Origin of the sequence: Mycobacterium sp. AT1 (assembly GCF_002043095.1) — a bacterium.
Taxonomy (GTDB): Bacteria; Actinomycetota; Actinomycetes; order Mycobacteriales; family Mycobacteriaceae; genus Mycobacterium.
In genome coordinates this window covers 88,186-105,263 of the sequence record NZ_MVOC01000076.1, presented here as the reverse complement: position 1 = coordinate 105,263, position 17,078 = coordinate 88,186, and the positions used below count along the sequence as shown (strand labels likewise).

The 17,078-nt window shown below is 67.6% G+C and carries 17 protein-coding genes; 4 read left to right on the top strand and 13 right to left on the bottom strand.

Features of this window, described 5'->3' with window-relative positions:
* Both B1790_RS30800 and B1790_RS30795 read right to left on the bottom strand, forming a co-directional pair.
* Positions 1-406: isochorismatase family protein (locus B1790_RS30800; protein WP_079927074.1), on the bottom strand; the 406-nt coding region annotated here is incomplete at its 3' end.
* Between the two features lie 77 nt (positions 407-483).
* Entirely contained in the window at positions 484-1,026 is a 543-nt protein-coding gene (locus tag B1790_RS30795) for a MarR family winged helix-turn-helix transcriptional regulator (protein ID WP_158083898.1), read from the bottom strand.
* A gap of 237 nt (positions 1,027-1,263) precedes the next feature.
* Between B1790_RS30795 and B1790_RS30790 the strand changes: the two genes are divergently transcribed.
* Together B1790_RS30790 and B1790_RS30785 are read left to right on the top strand one after the other, a co-directional pair.
* Entirely contained in the window at positions 1,264-1,659 is a 396-nt protein-coding gene (locus B1790_RS30790; protein ID WP_079927072.1) for a PPOX class F420-dependent oxidoreductase, read from the top strand.
* A 32-nt stretch (positions 1,660-1,691) separates the two neighbouring features.
* Positions 1,692-2,018 (top strand): YciI family protein, encoded by a 327-nt coding sequence (locus B1790_RS30785; protein WP_079927071.1) that lies wholly within the window; start codon positions 1,692-1,694, stop codon positions 2,016-2,018.
* Between the two features lie 4 nt (positions 2,019-2,022).
* On the opposite strand, the gene B1790_RS30780 is transcribed toward B1790_RS30785, so the two are convergent.
* From B1790_RS30780 to B1790_RS30760, 5 genes are all read right to left on the bottom strand, one after another.
* The gene (locus tag B1790_RS30780; RefSeq protein WP_079927070.1) at positions 2,023-2,778 is read right to left on the bottom strand and encodes a 3'(2'),5'-bisphosphate nucleotidase CysQ; all 756 of its coding nucleotides are present in this window, start codon (positions 2,776-2,778) and stop codon (positions 2,023-2,025) included.
* Positions 2,775-4,664, bottom strand: a complete 1,890-nt coding sequence (gene cysN, locus B1790_RS30775; protein WP_255407315.1) for a sulfate adenylyltransferase subunit CysN — start codon at positions 4,662-4,664, stop codon at positions 2,775-2,777. The genes B1790_RS30780 and cysN overlap by 4 nt, the downstream gene beginning before the upstream one ends.
* On the bottom strand, positions 4,657-5,586 hold the full coding sequence (cysD, locus tag B1790_RS30770; RefSeq protein ID WP_056559793.1) for a sulfate adenylyltransferase subunit CysD: 930 nt from the start codon (positions 5,584-5,586) through the stop codon (positions 4,657-4,659). Before cysD ends, cysN begins: the two co-directional genes overlap by 8 nt.
* 94 nt (positions 5,587-5,680) lie before the next feature.
* The gene (locus B1790_RS30765; RefSeq protein ID WP_079927068.1) at positions 5,681-6,787 is read right to left on the bottom strand and encodes a DUF1214 domain-containing protein; all 1,107 of its coding nucleotides are present in this window, start codon (positions 6,785-6,787) and stop codon (positions 5,681-5,683) included.
* Entirely contained in the window at positions 6,784-7,359 is a 576-nt protein-coding gene (locus B1790_RS30760) for a TetR/AcrR family transcriptional regulator (protein ID WP_079927067.1), read from the bottom strand. The genes B1790_RS30765 and B1790_RS30760 overlap by 4 nt, the downstream gene beginning before the upstream one ends.
* Before the next feature lie 22 nt (positions 7,360-7,381).
* On the opposite strand from B1790_RS30760, the gene B1790_RS30755 reads away from it, so the two are divergent.
* Complete coding sequence (locus B1790_RS30755; RefSeq protein WP_079927066.1) at positions 7,382-8,626, top strand: sulfotransferase; 1,245 nt, start codon at positions 7,382-7,384, stop codon at positions 8,624-8,626.
* A 67-nt stretch (positions 8,627-8,693) separates the two neighbouring features.
* On the opposite strand, the gene B1790_RS30750 is transcribed toward B1790_RS30755, so the two are convergent.
* The 5 genes from B1790_RS30750 to B1790_RS30730 all read right to left on the bottom strand — a co-directional run bounded on the left by B1790_RS30750 (position 8,694) and on the right by B1790_RS30730 (position 16,205).
* Complete coding sequence (locus B1790_RS30750) at positions 8,694-10,601, bottom strand: glycosyltransferase family 39 protein (RefSeq protein WP_079927065.1); 1,908 nt, start codon at positions 10,599-10,601, stop codon at positions 8,694-8,696.
* 25 nt (positions 10,602-10,626) lie between these two features.
* On the bottom strand, positions 10,627-11,907 hold the full coding sequence (locus B1790_RS30745) for a bifunctional glycosyltransferase family 2/GtrA family protein (RefSeq protein WP_079927064.1): 1,281 nt from the start codon (positions 11,905-11,907) through the stop codon (positions 10,627-10,629).
* A gap of 55 nt (positions 11,908-11,962) precedes the next feature.
* Positions 11,963-13,852, bottom strand: coding sequence for a glycosyltransferase family 39 protein (locus B1790_RS30740; RefSeq protein ID WP_079927063.1), 1,890 nt, complete (start codon positions 13,850-13,852; stop codon positions 11,963-11,965).
* A 23-nt stretch (positions 13,853-13,875) separates the two neighbouring features.
* Positions 13,876-15,435, bottom strand: coding sequence for a sensor histidine kinase (locus B1790_RS30735; protein WP_369832459.1), 1,560 nt, complete (start codon positions 15,433-15,435; stop codon positions 13,876-13,878).
* A gap of 65 nt (positions 15,436-15,500) precedes the next feature.
* Positions 15,501-16,205, bottom strand: coding sequence for a response regulator transcription factor (locus B1790_RS30730; RefSeq protein ID WP_056560043.1), 705 nt, complete (start codon positions 16,203-16,205; stop codon positions 15,501-15,503).
* Between the two features lie 164 nt (positions 16,206-16,369).
* Between B1790_RS30730 and B1790_RS30725 the strand changes: the two genes are divergently transcribed.
* The gene (locus B1790_RS30725; RefSeq protein ID WP_233165389.1) at positions 16,370-16,813 is read left to right on the top strand and encodes a hypothetical protein; all 444 of its coding nucleotides are present in this window, start codon (positions 16,370-16,372) and stop codon (positions 16,811-16,813) included.
* A 4-nt stretch (positions 16,814-16,817) separates the two neighbouring features.
* Here B1790_RS30725 and B1790_RS30720 read toward each other — a convergent pair whose 3' ends face one another.
* Positions 16,818-17,069, bottom strand: a complete 252-nt coding sequence (locus B1790_RS30720) for a hypothetical protein (protein ID WP_142271585.1) — start codon at positions 17,067-17,069, stop codon at positions 16,818-16,820.
* Positions 17,070-17,078 lie beyond the last annotated feature (9 nt).

The window sequence follows — 17,078 nt, the reverse complement described above, 5'->3', positions numbered from 1 at the left end:
TGACGCACATGTGCGTCATGAAACCGGCGATCACCAGATTGCTGGCGCCGACTGCCTTCAACTTGTCGTCGAAGTCGGTCTCCACGAACGAGTTTGGATACTGCTTCGTCACGACGGCTTCACCGTCACGCGGGGCGACGCGCGTGACGATGGCGCCACTCTCCCCCTCGATGTCGTAGAGCGACCCGGGGCCGTCGGAGTGCTGGACATGGATGACGGGGATCCCGGCCGACCGCGCACGATCGAGCAGGGCCGCTGCTTCGTCCAGCGCCGCTTGCACGCCCTCGAGTTCCATGACGCCCTGGGTGTAGGTGTTCTGGCAGTCGATCAGCACCAGGGTCGACTCGGCCAGGGATGCCGGCGTCGAGGGGAGTTCGGACAGCGTGCGCAGGGTGGGATTGCTCATCGCATCAACCTACCGACCGGCGGACGGCCCGTCCCCGTGTTCGGGGTTCGAAACTGCGCCGACGGGGTGGTGCGGGATCAGCGTCGTAAGCGGTGCCCGTGTGGTGGCAACTCCGAGTCTCCGTCGTCCGCTCGAAGTTTCGGAAGGATCCGGGTCAACGCGTTGAGGTCGGTGCGGGTGAGCTTGCCCGTGAACAGTCGCGACACCCTGTCGACGTGTGACTCGGCAGCCTCGATCACCGCACTGCGACCCTTCGTGGTCAACGTGATCTCCACTCCACGCTTGTCGTCGCCCGCGGTGCTCCGAGCGATGAGCCCCGCCTGCTCCATGCGCAGCAACAACCTGCTCAGACCGCTTTCACTGAGGAACAACCGGTCCCGCAGTGTGCGCTGACGCAGCCGTCCGTCCGGCACGTCGGCGAGATGGATCAGTACGTCGAACCACTCCAGGGGCAGACCGTGGTCACGCATCATCTCGTCGGCCATGGCGTCGACGATGGTTCGGTAGGCGGACAAGAAGTCCTGCCAGAGCATCGCCGCGTCGTCCAGTTGGGCGACGACCGCGCGCAACCGCTGCGCGTCGTCGCTCCCCGCAGTTCCCACCGCACGCTTCGCGGCCATCGGCGGCGCTCCTCTCCTGCAGCACGTCCTCGTGTTGCGCCGCGGTTCCAGGATAGATCGCCGAGCTGCCCCCACCGCGATCACGGCGCTGCATGGTTGCTTGCGCGCGCAACGAGGAGACGCCAAGCCGTCGACCATTTATACTTGCTAACGCAAGCAAGTATATTGGGAATGACTGACCGCACTTCCCGGTTTGAACGGATGTCGCAGTGAGCGACCACGAACGAGGAGAACACGATGAGCTTCACGCCCGAGGAGATCGACTACATGAAGACGCAGCCACTGGCCCGGATCGCCACCGTCGACGGCGAGGGTCAGCCCGACGTCGTCCCGGTGACGTTCGAATTCGACGGCACCCACATCCACATCGGGGGGTTCCAACCGGCGACCACCCGCCGGCACCAGAACGTCTCGGCGGGGAACCACCACGTCGCGCTGGTGATCGACGACGTGGTGTCCACGGAACCATGGAGCCCGCGGTTCCTGCGCATCTACGGCAGCGCCGAGGTCGTGAACGGCGAGCAACCACACCTGCGCGTCACCCCGACGACCTCGTGGAGTTGGAACCTCCGCGGCGAGCCGCTCAACGGCGAGACCCAACTGGCGCCGCCCAAGCGCACCGCCCACCTCTGACGACACCCCAAACACGACAAGGAGCCACCCCAATGACCACCATGCCGACGGCCGATGACACCCACGAGCTCGTCTTCCTGGTACGCACCGAGCTCAACGAGGGTAAGGCTGAGGCGTTGCGCACGACGCTTCCGGCGCACCTCGAGTTCCTGAAGCAGCAGTACGCCGCGGACCACTTACTGTTTGGCGGGCCGCTGGTGGACGGCGACCTCCACAACACCGGCAACGGCTTATATGCCCTACGCGCTGAGAGTATCGATGCGGCTACGACTCTCGCCAATGCCGACCCACTTCACCGTGACGGCGTCCGGACGGCGCATGTGGACCGGTGGATGCTGAAGACGGACTACAGCCGATGAACGATCAGCCCTTGGCGGTGGTAACCGCCAAGACGGCGTCGGCCAGCTCGGGACGACAGACGATCAGGTCGGGCAGCAGCACGTCGGCCTGGTTGTACTGCAGCGGTGATCCGTCCAGACGCGACGTGAACAGACCCGCCGCCCGGGCCACCACGACGGGAGCGGCCGAGTCCCACTCGTACTGACCGCCGGCGTGCACGTAGGCGTCCGCCACACCCTGCACGACCGCCGCCACTTTGGCTCCCGCCGAACCCATTTCGACCAACGTGCCGTTCAGCGCCTCCCGCACCGCAAGCGCGATCGCCGGCGGACGAGTCCTGGACACGATGACCCGCGGCGGACCGGGCGAGGCAGCGGGCGGCGGAACGTTCGGCGTCGCCAACGTGACACCTTGCGCGGGCAGGGCAACCGCACCGGCGACCAGTTCACCCGACTGCCACAGCGCCACGTGCACTGCCCAGTCGTCGCGACCGAGCTCGCCGAATTCCCGGGTGCCGTCGAGGGGGTCGACGATCCAGACCCGATCGGCAGTGAGGCGCTTGGAGTTGGCGCGCTCCTCGGCGGTCGCCTCCTCGGACAGCACCGCGTCATTCGGCCGCTCGGCCGCCAGCGCCGTCATCAGAAAGGCATGGGCACGTTTGTCCCCGGCGTCCTTTCGTTCGGCGGCGTCGGCGTCGGCCAGCTCTGCTCGCACACCGAGGAGCAGCTCACCCGCCTCGGTCGCCAGCCGTGCAGCCAACTCGTGATCGGTAGGGCTCACTTCTTCGCGTCGATCATGTCGACGACGTACTGCGCCAGTTCCGTGACTTCGCAGTCCGGCGTGAGGCGCAGGTCCGGGTTCTTGGGCCGCTGGTACGGGCTGTCGATCCCGGTGAAGTGCGTGATCTCGCCGCGTCGGGCCTTGGCGTAGAGCCCCTTGGGGTCTCGACGTTCGCAATCCTGCAGCGGGGTGTCGCAGAAGACCTCGAAGAAGTCGTAACCCTGATCTTCGTGAACCTTGCGGGCCAGCGCCCGGTGTTCCTCGAGCGGGCTGATCGCAGGCACCAGTACGATCTGCCCGGAGTCGGCCAGCAGCGTGGCGATGTGCGCCAGCCGCCGCAGGTTCTCGGCGCGGTCGGCCATCGTGAAGCCAAGGTCGGCGTTGAGCCCGTGGCGCAGGTTGTCACCATCGAGAACGTAAGCGGGACGCCCACTTTCGAGCAGCTTCTGTTCGACCAGCATGGCGACCGACGACTTCCCTGAGCCGGAGAGCCCCGTGAACCACACCGTGCTCCCCCGCGACAACCGGTCCTCGGCGGTGACGAGATTCTGATGGCGGACGGCATTCGGCGTGGCCGTGCGGGTCGCCGCCGGGGTGGTGTCGCGGACCATGCCCGCGGCCACCGTGCCGTTGGTGTCGGGGTCGATCAGGATGAACGACCCGATGGCGGCGTTGCGGGCGTACTCGTCGAGCAGCAGCGGCACCTGTGTCCGCAGCGTCACGCGGCCGAGTTCGTTGATCTTCAACGCCGTTGCGCTCTTGTCGCGGTGCAGCGTGTTGACGTCGAGCCGGTAGTCAAGCGCCGTCACCCTGGCGCGCGTCGTCCGGGTCGTGTGCTTGATGACGTAGTCGCGACCGGGCTCGAGCGCCGCGTCGTCGGACATCCAACACACCGTGGCGTCGAAGTCCTGGGTGACGTGCGGCTGGTTGTTGGGCCTGGCGATCATGTCGCCACGCGAGATGTCGATGTCGTCGGCCAGGCTGATCGACACCGCCATCGAGGCGAACGCCTCGTCGAGAGGCCCTGCGGGACCCTCGATTTCGGTGATGCGACTGGTCTTCCCAGCCGGCAGCACCACGACTTCGTCACCCGTGCGCATCACGCCGCTGGCGATGGTGCCGGCATAGCTGCGGTGGTCGGCGTGCTCGCGGGTCTGCGGCCGGATGACGTACTGCACGGGGAACCGGACGTCGACCAGATTTCGGTCACCGGCGATGTACACCTCTTCGAGGTGGCTCAGCAGGGCCGGACCCTCGTACCAGGGCGAGGCGTCGGACTTGGTGACCACGTTGTCGCCGTTGAGGGCCGACAGCGGAATGGTCGTGACGTCCTGCACGTCGAGGCGCGCGGCGAACTCGTGGAAGTCGTCGCGGATCTTCTCGAACCGCTCCTGGCTCCAGTCGACCAGGTCCATCTTGTTGACCGCCAACACGATGTGCTGAATGCCGAGCAGGGACGCCAGGAATGCGTGCCGCCGGGACTGCTCGAGCAGGCCGTGCCGTGCGTCGACCAGCACGATGACCAGCTGCGCGGTCGAGGCACCCGTCACCATGTTGCGGGTGTACTGCACGTGGCCCGGGGTGTCGGCGATGATGAATTTCCGCTTGGCCGTGGCGAAGTAGCGGTACGCGACGTCGATGGTGATGCCCTGCTCCCGCTCGGCACGCAGGCCGTCGGTCACCAGCGCGAGGTCGGTGTAGTCGTGACCGCGCTCCTTCGAGGTCCGCTCCACAGAGGCCAACTGGTCCTCCATGACGGCCTTGCTGTCGAACAGCAGTCTGCCGATGAGAGTGGACTTTCCGTCGTCGACCGAGCCGGCCGTGGCCAAACGCAACAACGTTGCCATGTCTATTTCCCCCGTCGCTTCGCTCGCCCCATCAGAAATAGCCCTCGCGCTTGCGGTCTTCCATCCCCGCTTCGGAGATCCGGTCGTCGGCGCGCGTGGCACCACGTTCGGTCAGCCGCGAGACCGCGGTCTCGGCGATCACCTCGGAGACCGTGCGCGCGGTGGATTCCACGCAGCCGGTGCACGTGACGTCGCCGACCGTGCGGAATCGCACGACCTTCTCGATCACCTTCTCGTCCTTGCGGGGCTGCAGGTACTTGTGAACCGCCAACAACATTCCGTCGCGCTCGAAGACTTCACGTTCGTGCGCGTAGTAGATCGACGGCAGCGTGATCTTCTCGGCGCCGATGTAGGACCAGATGTCGAACTCGGTCCAGTTGGAGATCGGGAACGCCCTGATGTGCTCCCCCTTGTGATGGCGACCGTTGTACAGGTTCCACAGTTCGGGCCGCTGCGCCTTGGGGTCCCACTGTCCGAACTCGTCGCGGAAGCTGAACACGCGCTCCTTGGCCCGTGCCTTCTCCTCGTCGCGACGCGCTCCCCCGAAGGCGGCGTCGAACTTGTTCTCTCGGATCGCCCGCAGCAGCGTGAACGTCTGCATCGGGTTGCGCGACGGGATGGTCTCGACGACCCGTCCCGCGTCGATGTCGTCCTGCACCTTGGCCACGACGAGCCGGACGCCAGACTTCTCGACCAGTTCGTCCCGAACGGCCAGCACCTCGTCGAAGTTGTGCCCGGTGTCGACGTGCATCACGGGAAACGGCAGCCGGCCGGGCCGGAAGGCCTTGAGCGCCAGGTGAAGCATGACGATCGAGTCCTTGCCGCCAGAGAACAGCAGGACCGGCTTCTCGAGCTCGGCGGCGACCTCACGAATGATGTGAATCGCCTCGGCCTCCAGCGACCGCAGGTGGCTGAGCTCGTACTTGCCCGCCGTCCGGTCGAGCTCCTGCGCCGCGGTCATGCCTTCACCACTAAGTTGGTGAAGTTAACCAGAATTACAACCATGCCCAGGAATGTAACCGGCGTTCGCGCGGCATGTCAACGACGAGGACGCGCTAATCCACCGTCGTCGGCGCGTCCGACGCCTTGACCAGGCGCGCTACCGGCCGCACCGGCACAGCGTCCACCAGGAACCACCGGAACGCCAGGTTGCCGAGCGGGTAGTCCAGGGTGGTCAGCGAGTTCGGATGGGCCGTCACACCCTTGGACACCACGATGGTCACCGAGCCGTCCGCGTTGGGCACCGCGGTGTGGCCGTTGACCGAACTGCGCGCGTCGGCCACCCCGGGAGTGGCCATGAACCGGTTCCACACCACCAGATTCCAGAACCGGCAGGCGGGCGGCCGATGAGTGATCACCAGCGCCTCGTCGTCGGCGAGCACGAAGCTGCCATACGAGTAGCAGGAATCGCGGGCAGACCACCCGAAGTTGGCGTCGAGCACCTGATAGGGCTCAGCGAATTCGTTTGCCGCATGCGCCGTTTCGTGTCCGAGGCTGCGGGCGTCGTCGTTTCGCATGCCAACGGCCAGAGGCACGATCGCGAACATCGTCCGCATCCAGGCCGCACTGGCCCGCAGCGCTGCCGCGGTTTCGGCATCGCCGTGACGGAAGCGGTCGGGTTCGTCGAGTGCCTCGATGCGCCACTCGACCGGTCGGCCGGTCCGCGGGTCGGCCTGATAGTCACGCGTCATCAACACCGCCGCGTCCGGCGTCGGCCCGATCTCGAAGGAGAAGTTTCCGTCGGCGTCCAGTTCGAGGTCGTCGTCGCGGACCAGCGCGACGATCCTGTCCGACCAGGCGCCCGGCGACGGCTCGTTGTAAGCGGTCACCGAGAAGTACACGCTGTCGCCACGATTGCCGCTGATTCGGTAGCGCCGGGTCGGGTCGACCGGGCACACGAGGTAGTAGGCGTCGGTGTTGTCGCCGCCCCATCGACGGTCGGGCCGAACGGGCGTGTTGATCTCCACCCAGGTGGGTCGACTGGGGTCGGCGAACAGGTAGGTGTCGAACGCGACTCCGAGCGTCGTCGCCAACATGCGGTACCCGTCGGCGACGTGCCGGTCGTCGGCGACGGCGCGGTCGCCTGCGAGGAACGAGGCGTCGAGACCACCCAGCGTCTCCAAGAGCTCGCGCCAGGCGGTGGTCGACTCGTGCGTGGTCATGTGCTGATGCCTCTCGTGATGAGGGTGGCGGTTCGGTCCACCCATGCGTCGTCGAGCGCGGGCCCATGGGTGAGCAGCGCAAAGAAGGTGATGCCGGCGACGGCTTCGACGAGTTCGTCCGCAGAGGCGTCCGGCCGGACTTCACCGCGCGTGACGGCGTCGGCGAGCCGGTCCGCCAAGCCCTGGGACAGGATTCCCGAGAAGCGTTGCAGCAGAGCGGCATGCAGAGTCGGGTCGGCGGCAAGCTCGCCCACCAGTCCTGTGAGTGCAGCCCCGGCCGCGGGGGTGGTAAGCACGTCGGCGCTGCGCCGGACCATGGCGCGGACGTCGCCTGCCAGGGAGCCGGTGTCGGGCAGTTCGGTGGCCTCACCGAGCGGGAAGACCGCCTCGTGGACTAGATGCGCCTTGCTTGGCCAGCGTCGGTAGATGGCCGGCTTGCTGGTGCCGGCCCGTTTGGCGATCGCGTCGACCGACAGCTCGACGTAGCCCGTCTCCCCGAGGAGCGCCACCGTGGCCTCGAGCACGGCCCCGACGATGCGCGGGTCGCGCGGTCGGCCAAAGTCCGTCGTCATTACGGAACGCACAGTAACATAAATGGGTGTGACCGACGCCACAGTCCATCTCGACGACCTCGCCGAGCCGCGATTCACCCCCGAGGCCGATCGGATGCGTGACATGATCGCGTCCTTGGCGCCCGTCTGTCACCTTGACTCGAATGCCCTGCACGCCAAGGCAATGGCCGACACCGGGCTCGACGACTTCGGCGCCGACGACTACCGGGAACGTCTCGAGCTCTATCTGGCCGACGTCCGCGACGTCGACGGCCTCACCCAAGTGGGCGTCGTCAACTTCTACGGCCAGTTGCTGCAGGTGCTGAAGAACCGGTTGTTGCTGACCGATCTGCTGACCAGGCACCCCGAGATCCACGACGTCGAGTTGGAACCGCCCGTCGTCATCGTGGGCCTCCCCCGCACGGGCACGACACATCTGCACAACCTGTTGGGAGCCGGCCCGACCTTCCGGACGTTGCCGTATTGGGAAGGCGTCGAACCGTTTCCGTTGGCGTCCGAGGCCGGCATCGAGCCGGACCCGCGGCGCAGCCGGATGGACATGGCCGTCGATGTGATGAACCTCGTCATGCCGCACTTCCCCCTCATGCACGAGATGACCACCGACCACGTACACGAAGAGATTCAGCTGCTCGCCAACGACGTCTCCACCATGCTGATGGAGACCCTCTGCGAGGCACCGCGCTGGCGCGACCACTACCTGTCGCACGATCAGACACCGCACTACGAATACCTGGCCACCCAACTCAAGGCGCTGCAGTTCCTGCGCGGCGGGCGGCGGTGGCTGCTCAAGTCGCCGCAGCATCTCGAGCAGCTGACCGTGTTGGACAAGGTGTTCCCTGGCGCCGTCGTCGTGTGCACGCACCGCGATCCCCTGCCGGTGGTGCTGTCGATGATCGCGATGGTGACCTACTCGGCGCGCATGCACCGCAGCCGGGTGCCCGTCGAGCGCATTGCGGCGTCGTGGGTCGACCGGCTCGACTCGATGCTGTCGGTGTTCATGCGCGACCGCGGGACCATCGGACCCGACCGCTCGGTCGACGTGCGCTTCGACGACTTCATGGCCGACGAACTCGGCGTCACCGAACGGATCCATGCCTTGGCCGGTGAGCCGGTGACCGACGTCTCGCGGGCGGCGGTGACGGAGTATCTCGCTGGCCACCAACGCAATCGACTCGGTCGGGTGGCGACGTCATGCGAGATGTTCGGGCTCGACGAGTCGAACGTCCGCGAGCGCTTCGCGCCGTACACCGAGCGCTTCCTGTCCTGACGCCTCGGCACGGCCTCGAGTGTGAATCCCGCGACGGGGATTCACACTCGGCGAGAACCAAGCGGCCTTATGCCGGTGACTGCAGGTCGTAGACCGTCGCACCGTCGACTTCGGTCTTGGTGAACGTCTTCTCGACCCACGCGGTGATGTCCGCAGCCGCGCCTGCGCGATGCCCGAAGGGGCCGCCGCGGCCCGAGTCGGCAAGGAAGTACCGGACCTGTCCGTCGGCGACGTACTGCTGGAACTGCGCCAGCGTCGGTGACGGGTCGCCGCCGGCGAACCCGCCGATGGACATCAGCGACGTGCCGGTCTTGAGCTCTAGATCGCTCACCGACATCGAACCGATACCCGCTGCGGCCCAACGATTGTCCGCACTCTTGAGAAGCGCCTCCAACTGTGGGCCGTCGGCGCGTCCCGGCATGCCGGGTGCACCCTTGCCGGGGCCGCCGAAGCCGAAGCCACCCGCCTTCTGCGGGCCCGACATCGTGCCGGGACCGTTGTGCGCGCTGGCTGCGTTGTAGATCGAGAACGCCGCCGGGCCACCGAGGCCGACGACGACCGTCGCCGCCACGACGGCCACGGTGGCCTTGCCGAGACGGTGTGCCCGGACGACGAGCAGCAGCGCCAGCACCACCGAACCGACGAGCACGGCCCAGCGGATCGCCGGCCACCACTCGGGAGTCCGGTTCAGCAGCGCGAAGGACCACACCCCGGTGGCCAGCAGCATCACCGCGAGGACGACGCGGGGAAGCCACGATTCGCGACGCGCGACGAGCTGTGCGATGGCGATGCCCACCAGCGCGGCGACCGCGGGTGCGAGCGCGACGTTGTAGTACGGATGCACGGTGCCCGCCATGAAGCTGAACACCACACCGGTCACCAGAAGCCAACCGCCCCAGAGCAACAGGCCGGCCCGGACCCGGTCGGCGCGCGGTGTACGCAGGGTCAGCCACAGTCCTGCGACCAAACCGATGAGTGCCGCGGGCAACAGCCAGGACGCCTCGACGCCCATCGAAGCGCCAAACAGTCGGCCGATGCCAGGGTCGCCGCCGAAGAACAAGTTCATGCCGCCACCGCCGGGTCCGTGTCCCGGTCCTGGGCCTCCGCCACCGGGTCCGCCACCCTCGTTTCCTGCGATGCGTTCGATGCCGTTGTAGCCAAAGGCCAACTGCAGCAAGCTGTTGTCGGTCGAGCCGGCGATGTAGGGCCGGGAATCGGCGGGCCACACACTGACCATCGCGATGTACCAGCCGGCCGACACGATCATCGTCGCACCGCCGACGAGCAACGCGCCAAGCCGCTTCCACACTCCGAACGGCGCCGCGACCAGCACGGCCACCGCCAGGCCCGGCACGACGAGGACGGCCTGCAGCATCTTCGTCAGAAAGGCGAAGCCGATCGCACACCCCGTCCACGCCATCCACATCGTCATCCGGCGTACGGTGTCCGCCTCGACGGCCCGCACGGTGCAGTACGCCGCGACGATCAGCAACAGCACCAGCAGCGCGTCGGGGTTGTTGTAGCGGAACATCAGTGTCGCCACCGGGGTCAGCGCCAGCACCAGGCCGGCGATCAGGCCCGCGGACGGCCCGCTGGTGCGCTTCACGGTGAGGTACAGCATCGCAACGGCGCCGACGCCCATCAACGCCTCGGGCAGCAGCATGGTGAACTCGTTGAAGCCGAACAGCCTGCCCGACAAGCCCATTACCCACATCGCGGCGGGCGGCTTGTCCACCGTGATCGAATTGCCGGCGTCCATCGAGCCGAACAGCCACGCCTTCCAATCCTGGGTGCCGGCTTGAGCGGCGGCGGCGTAGTAGCTGTTGGCCCAGCCCGACGAACCGAGGCCCCACAGGTAGAGCACACCGGTGCCCACCAGCAGCGCCCAGAACGCGGGGCGCGTCCAGCGCGGATCGGCCGCAGCCGATTCGTGGACGACGACGTCCGGTTGCACGTCTTCGGCAGTGAGTGTCACGGTGAAATCCTCGTTGTCAGTGGGGTCAGTGCGTCCGGCGGGGGTGAAACACCCAGCCGCGCAACAGGACGAAGCGGACGGCGGTGGCCAACAAATTGGCCAGCACCAGCACGGAGAGTTCGAGCATGCGGTGAGGTTGGTCGACGAAGGCGTGCAGGCCTGCCAACGCGCCGCTGGTGATCGCCAGGGCGATGCCGAAGACGATGAGCCCCTCGACGTGGTGGCGGGCCGCCTTCGTCGCGCTGCTGGTGACGCCGAACGTGAACCTGCGGTTGGCCGCGGTGTTGGCGATCGCCGTCACCAGCAGCGCCACGAAGTTCGCCACTTGGGCGCCGATCAACGGATGAAGCACCATGAACAACAGCAGGTAGGCCACGGTCGACAGCACGCCGACCGCACCGAACCGCACCACCTGGCGGAACAGCGAATTGGGCGCGGCAGCCGATGACTGCGACGGAGCCAGTTGCGCCGCAATGGCATTCACTGGGATCGAACCGCTGGCGAAGCCTCGCAGCAGCCGGCCCACGCCCTTCAGGTCCGCGGTGGCCGTCGCGATGATGTCCACCCGGCTGTCGGGGTCGTCGACCCAGTCGACCGGAACCTCGTGGATGCGCAGGCCGCTGCGCTCCGCCAGCACCAGCAGTTCGGTGTCGAAGAACCAGCCGGTGTCGGCGACGTGCGGCAGCAACCGGTGCGCGACGTCGGCGCGAATCGCCTTGAATCCACACTGAGCGTCGGAGAACCGAGCGTGCAGCGTCGACCTCAGGATCAGGTTGTAGCAGCGCGAGATGAACTCGCGCTTGGGCCCGCGCACGACGCGTGACCCGCGACCGAGCCGGGTGCCGATCGACAGATCCGAGTGCCCGGAGATGAGCGGGGCGACGAGCGGGCTTACCGCAGCCAGGTCCGTCGACAGGTCGACGTCCATGTAGGCCAGCACCATGGCGTCGGAGTGCGACCAGACGTGGTGCAGTGCGCGGCCGCGGCCCTTCTCCTCCAACCGCACCGCGCGGACGCCGTCGAGTTCCTCCGCCAACTCCGCGGCGATGCGGGGGGTCTCGTCGATGCTGGCGTTGTCGGCGATGGTGATCCGCACCTGGTACGGGAAGCTCTCGCTCAGGTAGCGGTGCAGCCTGCGCACCGAGTCGGCGAGCGCGGCCTGCTCGTTGTAGACCGGGATCACGACGTCGAGCACCGGAACGCCGAGCCGGCGGGCCTCCTGCGCGGCATTCGGCCGCGATCCGAACGCCGTGGCCCTGGGAACCATCGCGACCTCCGTGAGGTCGGCTTCCTGAATGTCCGTCATGTCTCCATCGTCGTTCGGCTGCTCGTGGTGACTGTTTGCGCGAGCTATGCGTCGGCTATGAGTGATTGGGCACCTCGGTCAGGTCGTAGAGGACGACGCCGTCGACCGTCATCGGTGAGTAGTGCGCCTCGACCCATTCGCCGATGTCCGCGGCTTCCCGACTGCCAGTCGTACCGCGGCCCACCGGCATGCCGAACATCGAGTGCGCGCGAAGGAAGTAGTGGATTCGACCGTCGGCCACGTCGCGTTGAAACTCGGCGAGCGTCGGGGCGGGATCGGTGCCGTTGAACCCTCCGACGGCCATCACCGGCGCATCTGCGGCCAACTGGTAGCCCGCCGCGTTGCTCGAACCCACCACGGCGGCCGTCCACCGAAAACCGTCGGCGCCGTCGGACAGCAGAGCCGTCAGCCCCGGTCCAGGCTTGGGAATGTCGAGGAAGCCGCCGCCGGGACCCCCGGGGCCGCCGAACGAACCGTGGGCACGCGCCGGCCCGACCGACGGGATCGCTCCGGTGTGTGGGGTGGCGACCGTGGCAAGCGCGTAGGCGGTCGGTGCGGCCAGGCAGGCCAGGACGGCAAGCGCGGCCACGCCGCTGGCGACACGACGCGGGAGCCGGCTCACGACCAGAAGTAGTACCGCGGCGGCGACGCCAGCGACGGCAACCGCCGTGCCGAGCCAGGGCAGCCAGTCGTGGCGACGAGCGAGCAGCACCGCGGCGAGGATGACCGTCACCAGGGTGGTGCCAGCCATCGCGACGGTGGAGCGCACGTCGGACCTGTTGCGCCACAGCAACACTGCACCGATCCCGATGCACCCGCCGATCGCAGGCGCGAGGGCGACCGTGTAGTACTGGTGCAGGATGCCGTTGGCGTAGCTGAAGACCACGGCGGTGACCACCAGCCAGCCACCCCAGATGATCAGGCCCGCACGTGCCGGATCGGTCCGGGGAGCACGGCGAGTGATGAGCACCCCGGCGGCGAGACAGATGAGCGCGGCGGGGATCAGCCAGGCGCTGTAGGTGCCCATCGAGGCGCCGAACAGCCTGCCCCAGCCGACGTCGAAGTTCATGTTGCCCAGGCCGCCGGTCTCCTCGCCGGTGAGCCTGCCGATTCCGTTGTAGCCCAACGCCAGTTCGACGATGCTGTCGTCCTGCGACCCACCGATGTACGGGCGTGAGGACGCCGGCCACAGCTCGACGAGCAGCAGGTACCAGCCGCCGCTGACCACCAACGCCGCGACCGCAGCGGCTGACCTGGTCAACCGCGTGCGCAGTGGCACGGCCGCGGCGACGAGGTAGGCGATGCCGAAGGCCGGCAGCACCAGGAAGGCCTGCATCATCTTGGCCAGGAATCCGACGCCGACCGCCGCCCCGGCGGCAATCATCCACCAGCGGTTCGCATCCCGCTCACAGGCGCGTTGCACGCAGTACGCGGCGGCCACCAGGGCGAGCACCAGCAGGGAATCGGGGTTGTTGAACCGGAACATCAGCGCCGCGACGGGTGTCAGCGCGAACACCGCACCGGCGAGCAACGCGGCCGACGGACCGGCCGCGCGGCGGACCGCGGCGTATAGCAGCGCGACCGCAGCCACCCCCTCCAGCGCCTGCGGCACCAACACGCTCCACGAGTTGAACCCGAACAGCCGGACCGACACGTCCATCACCCACAGCGCGGCGGGTGTCTTGTCGACGGTGATCGCGTTTCCCGCGTCACTGGAGCCGAACAGCATCGCCGTCCAGTTCTCCGCGCCCGCCTGCACGGCCGCCGAGTAGAAGCCGTTGGCCCACTCGTTGACTGACAGATTCCACAGGTAGAGCACCGCCGTGGTCACCAGCAGGACGCCGAGCGCCACCCGCTCACCGACCGTGAGGCGCTGACGGCGCAGGTCGTCGGGTTCGGTGGCGCCGTCGTCGGCGTGCGCAGGGCGCGTGAGAACGGCGGTCACTCCATCGATCTTCGGTGAGTCGGCTATGCGGGCGATTGGTTCGGCCTGTACGTAGGCTGTGAACTGTCGGGGGGAACGGGGAGGCGGACGACGAATTCCGTTTGGCCGGGCTCGCTTCGGACCTCGATCGTCCCGTCGTGCGCCTTGACCACCGCGGCGACGATGGCAAGGCCGAGACCGGTGCTGCCGCTCGCGGCGGGGGCTCCCGTGCGCCGCGACCGCGACGAGTCACCCCTTGCAAACCTCTCGAAGATCTCCGGCAGCAAATCGGCGGCGATTCCTGGGCCGTCGTCGGCCACGGTCAGCACCGCCGTGCCACCCTCCTGGGACAGTGACGTGGTGACCGCGGTTCCCGCGGGGGTGTGAATCCTGGCGTTGGCCAACAGGTTGACCAGCACCTGCTGCAGCCGCGCCTCGTCACCGACCACGACGACCGGCTCCTCGGGGAGGTCGAGCGCCCAATCATGGTCGAGACCCGCAATGTGGGCGTCGCTCACCGCGTCGACGACGAGCCTCGTTACGTCGACCGGTTCGCGCACCAAGGCCCGTCCCGAGTCCAGCCGGGCGAGCAACAGCAAGTCCTCGACGAGGTGCGTCATGCGTCCGGTCTCGGACTCCACCCGATTCATCGCATGGGCGACGTCGGCGGGCAGCTCGCGGCTCTTCCGTTGCGCCAGTTCGGTATAGCCGCGGATCGCGGCGAGCGGAGTGCGCAACTCGTGGCTCGCGTCGGCGACGAACTGACGCACACGCGTCTCGCTGGCATGGCGCGCGGACAACGCCCCGGCGACGCGGTCGAGCATCGTGTTCAGCGCCGTCCCGAGCTGGCCCACCTCGGTGTTGACGCCCTTCGGGTCGACCTCGACGATGCGACTGGGCAGGTTGACCTCACCCTTGTCGAGCTCGAGGGTCGCGACGTCTCTGGCGGCGGAGGTGACCCTCGACAGCGGCGCGAGTTGCCGCCGGATGACGAGCAGACCGGCGGTGGCGGCGCCGATCAGTGCGATCACCGCGAGGACGCAGAACATCCCGACGACCCACAGCAAGGTGTCGTCCACGACAGCGGTCGGCAATCCCGTCACGATCGTTTCGTCACCGTGGCGGGCATGCAGCGCAATCACCCGATACCGACCCAAGCCGTTGAGTTCGATCGTGACCGGAGTGCGGGTCGGCGGCACCTTCGCCAGCGCCGCGGCCGCGGCGGCGCTGATCTCCGCCCGGCCTCCGTCGCTGGTGATGACGCCGGCGTCGACCGCCCCGGACGGGGACACGACGGCTCCCACGGTCTGCGTGGCTTGCCCTGGCGCGTTCAGAAAACCGGGGCCTGGGCCTGCCTCCGGGTCGAAGAAGCGATAGCGGGACGGAATGGAGTCACGCCCCCGGTCAGAGTCCTCCGCCCAGTCGGGGGGCGGTCGAAACATCGGCGGCGGGAGCTCGAAGATGGCCGCCGAGCGCTTCCCCGCCTCGACCACCTGATTGTCGAGCTGACGCACCAAAAAGCGTTGCAGCGCAAACTCGGTCGCGATACCGATGCTCGCGCACACCGCCGCGAGCAACACCACCTGGGTAAGGAGCAGCCGCATGCGGAGCGACCACGTGCGCGGCGACAGGATCCGACTGTGCGACCCCGAGTCGCCAGCGTCCCGACTCATCGCGGTGGCTTGAGCACGTACCCAGCGCCGCGCAACGTGTGAATCATCGGCTCACGGCCGCTGTCGATCTTCTTGCGAAGGTAGGACACGTACAACTCGACGATGTTGGAGCGGCCACCGAAGTCGTAGCTCCACACCCTGTCGAGGATCTGCGCCTTGCTCAGAACCCGCTTGGCGTTGCGCATCATGAACCGCAACAGCTCGAACTCGGTGGCCGTCAACGTAATCGGCTCGCCCGCGCGGGTGACCTCGTGACTGTCCTCGTCGAGCACCAGATCGCCGACCACGATCTGGGCGCCGCCCGTCTCGTCGGCCACCCCGGTGCGCCTGAGCAGCGCGCGCAGCCGCAGCACGACCTCTTCGAGGCTGAATGGCTTGGTGACGTAGTCGTCGCCGCCGGCGGTAAGGCCTGCGATGCGGTCCTCGACCGAGTCCTTCGCCGTCAACAGCAGCAACGGGAGTCCGGGAATCTGGGCGCGCAGCTCGTGCAGCACGTCAAGACCGCTCATGTCGGGCAGCATCACGTCGAGCACGACGACGTCGGGCGGGTTCTCGCGTGCCAAGGCGATCGCCGTTTCTCCGTCGCCTGCCGTCGAGATGTCCCAGCCCTCGTAGCGCAACGCCATCGACACGAGTTCGGCGAGCACCGGCTCGTCGTCGACCACCAGCACGTTGATCGGCTTGCCGTCGGACCTGCGCATGACCAGCCGCGCGGGATCGGCATGTTCGCGGTCGGCGCCGTTCATGGTGGTCATCGTCCTCATTGTCGGCCGGTGCGATGGGCACGTCCTGTGCCCACCCTATGCGCGAGCTGTGAAATGGGCTGCACAGCTGGCGCATAGCTTGGACCGGCAGAGTGGTTCTCGTGAACACCTGGGGCATGCGCAAGACGATCGGCGCCGTTGCGGTGGCGACCGCCGTGGCAGGGGTCGGTGGAGCGGCCATCGCCGCGGCGACCGAGACGGGATACCACCCCAACTCGGGCGGGTTCGGCGGCTTCGGCGGACCGCCGCCCGCGGCCCATCGCTCCAATTCCGAACCACTCTCGCTGCACGGCGAGTACGTGGTTGCCGAGAACGGCGCGTTCGAAACTCGGATCACCCAAACCGGCAAGATCACCGCGATTTCGCCGACCTCGGTGACGACCCGCAGCGCCGACGGCTTCGCTCAGACCTACGTCATCCACGAAGTCGAGGGTGCCAGCGCACCGCCGTTCGCCGTCGGCGACACGGTTGTCATCACGGCCACACGAAAAGGGGAGACCGCCACGGTGTCCACCATGGGGCCTCCCCTGTCGCCGGGTAGCTGAGCGCTTAGAGCGCGTCGTCCTGTTCCGGCGGAAGTTCCGCGGGGCCCTCGATCTCGGGTACTGCGGACGACGTCGTCGGCGTCTCGGGCGCCGTCGTCTCCGTCGTCGTCTCGCCCATCGTGGCTTCTTCGGTGGGTACGGGGCCCGGGGTCGCCGGCTCCGCCGCACTCGTCGTGGCCACTGTCAACGCGCCACCCGCAATCAGCGCGCCAGCACCGACGCTCGCGGCCATCACCTTCATAGTCTTGCCGTTCATGGTGGTCCC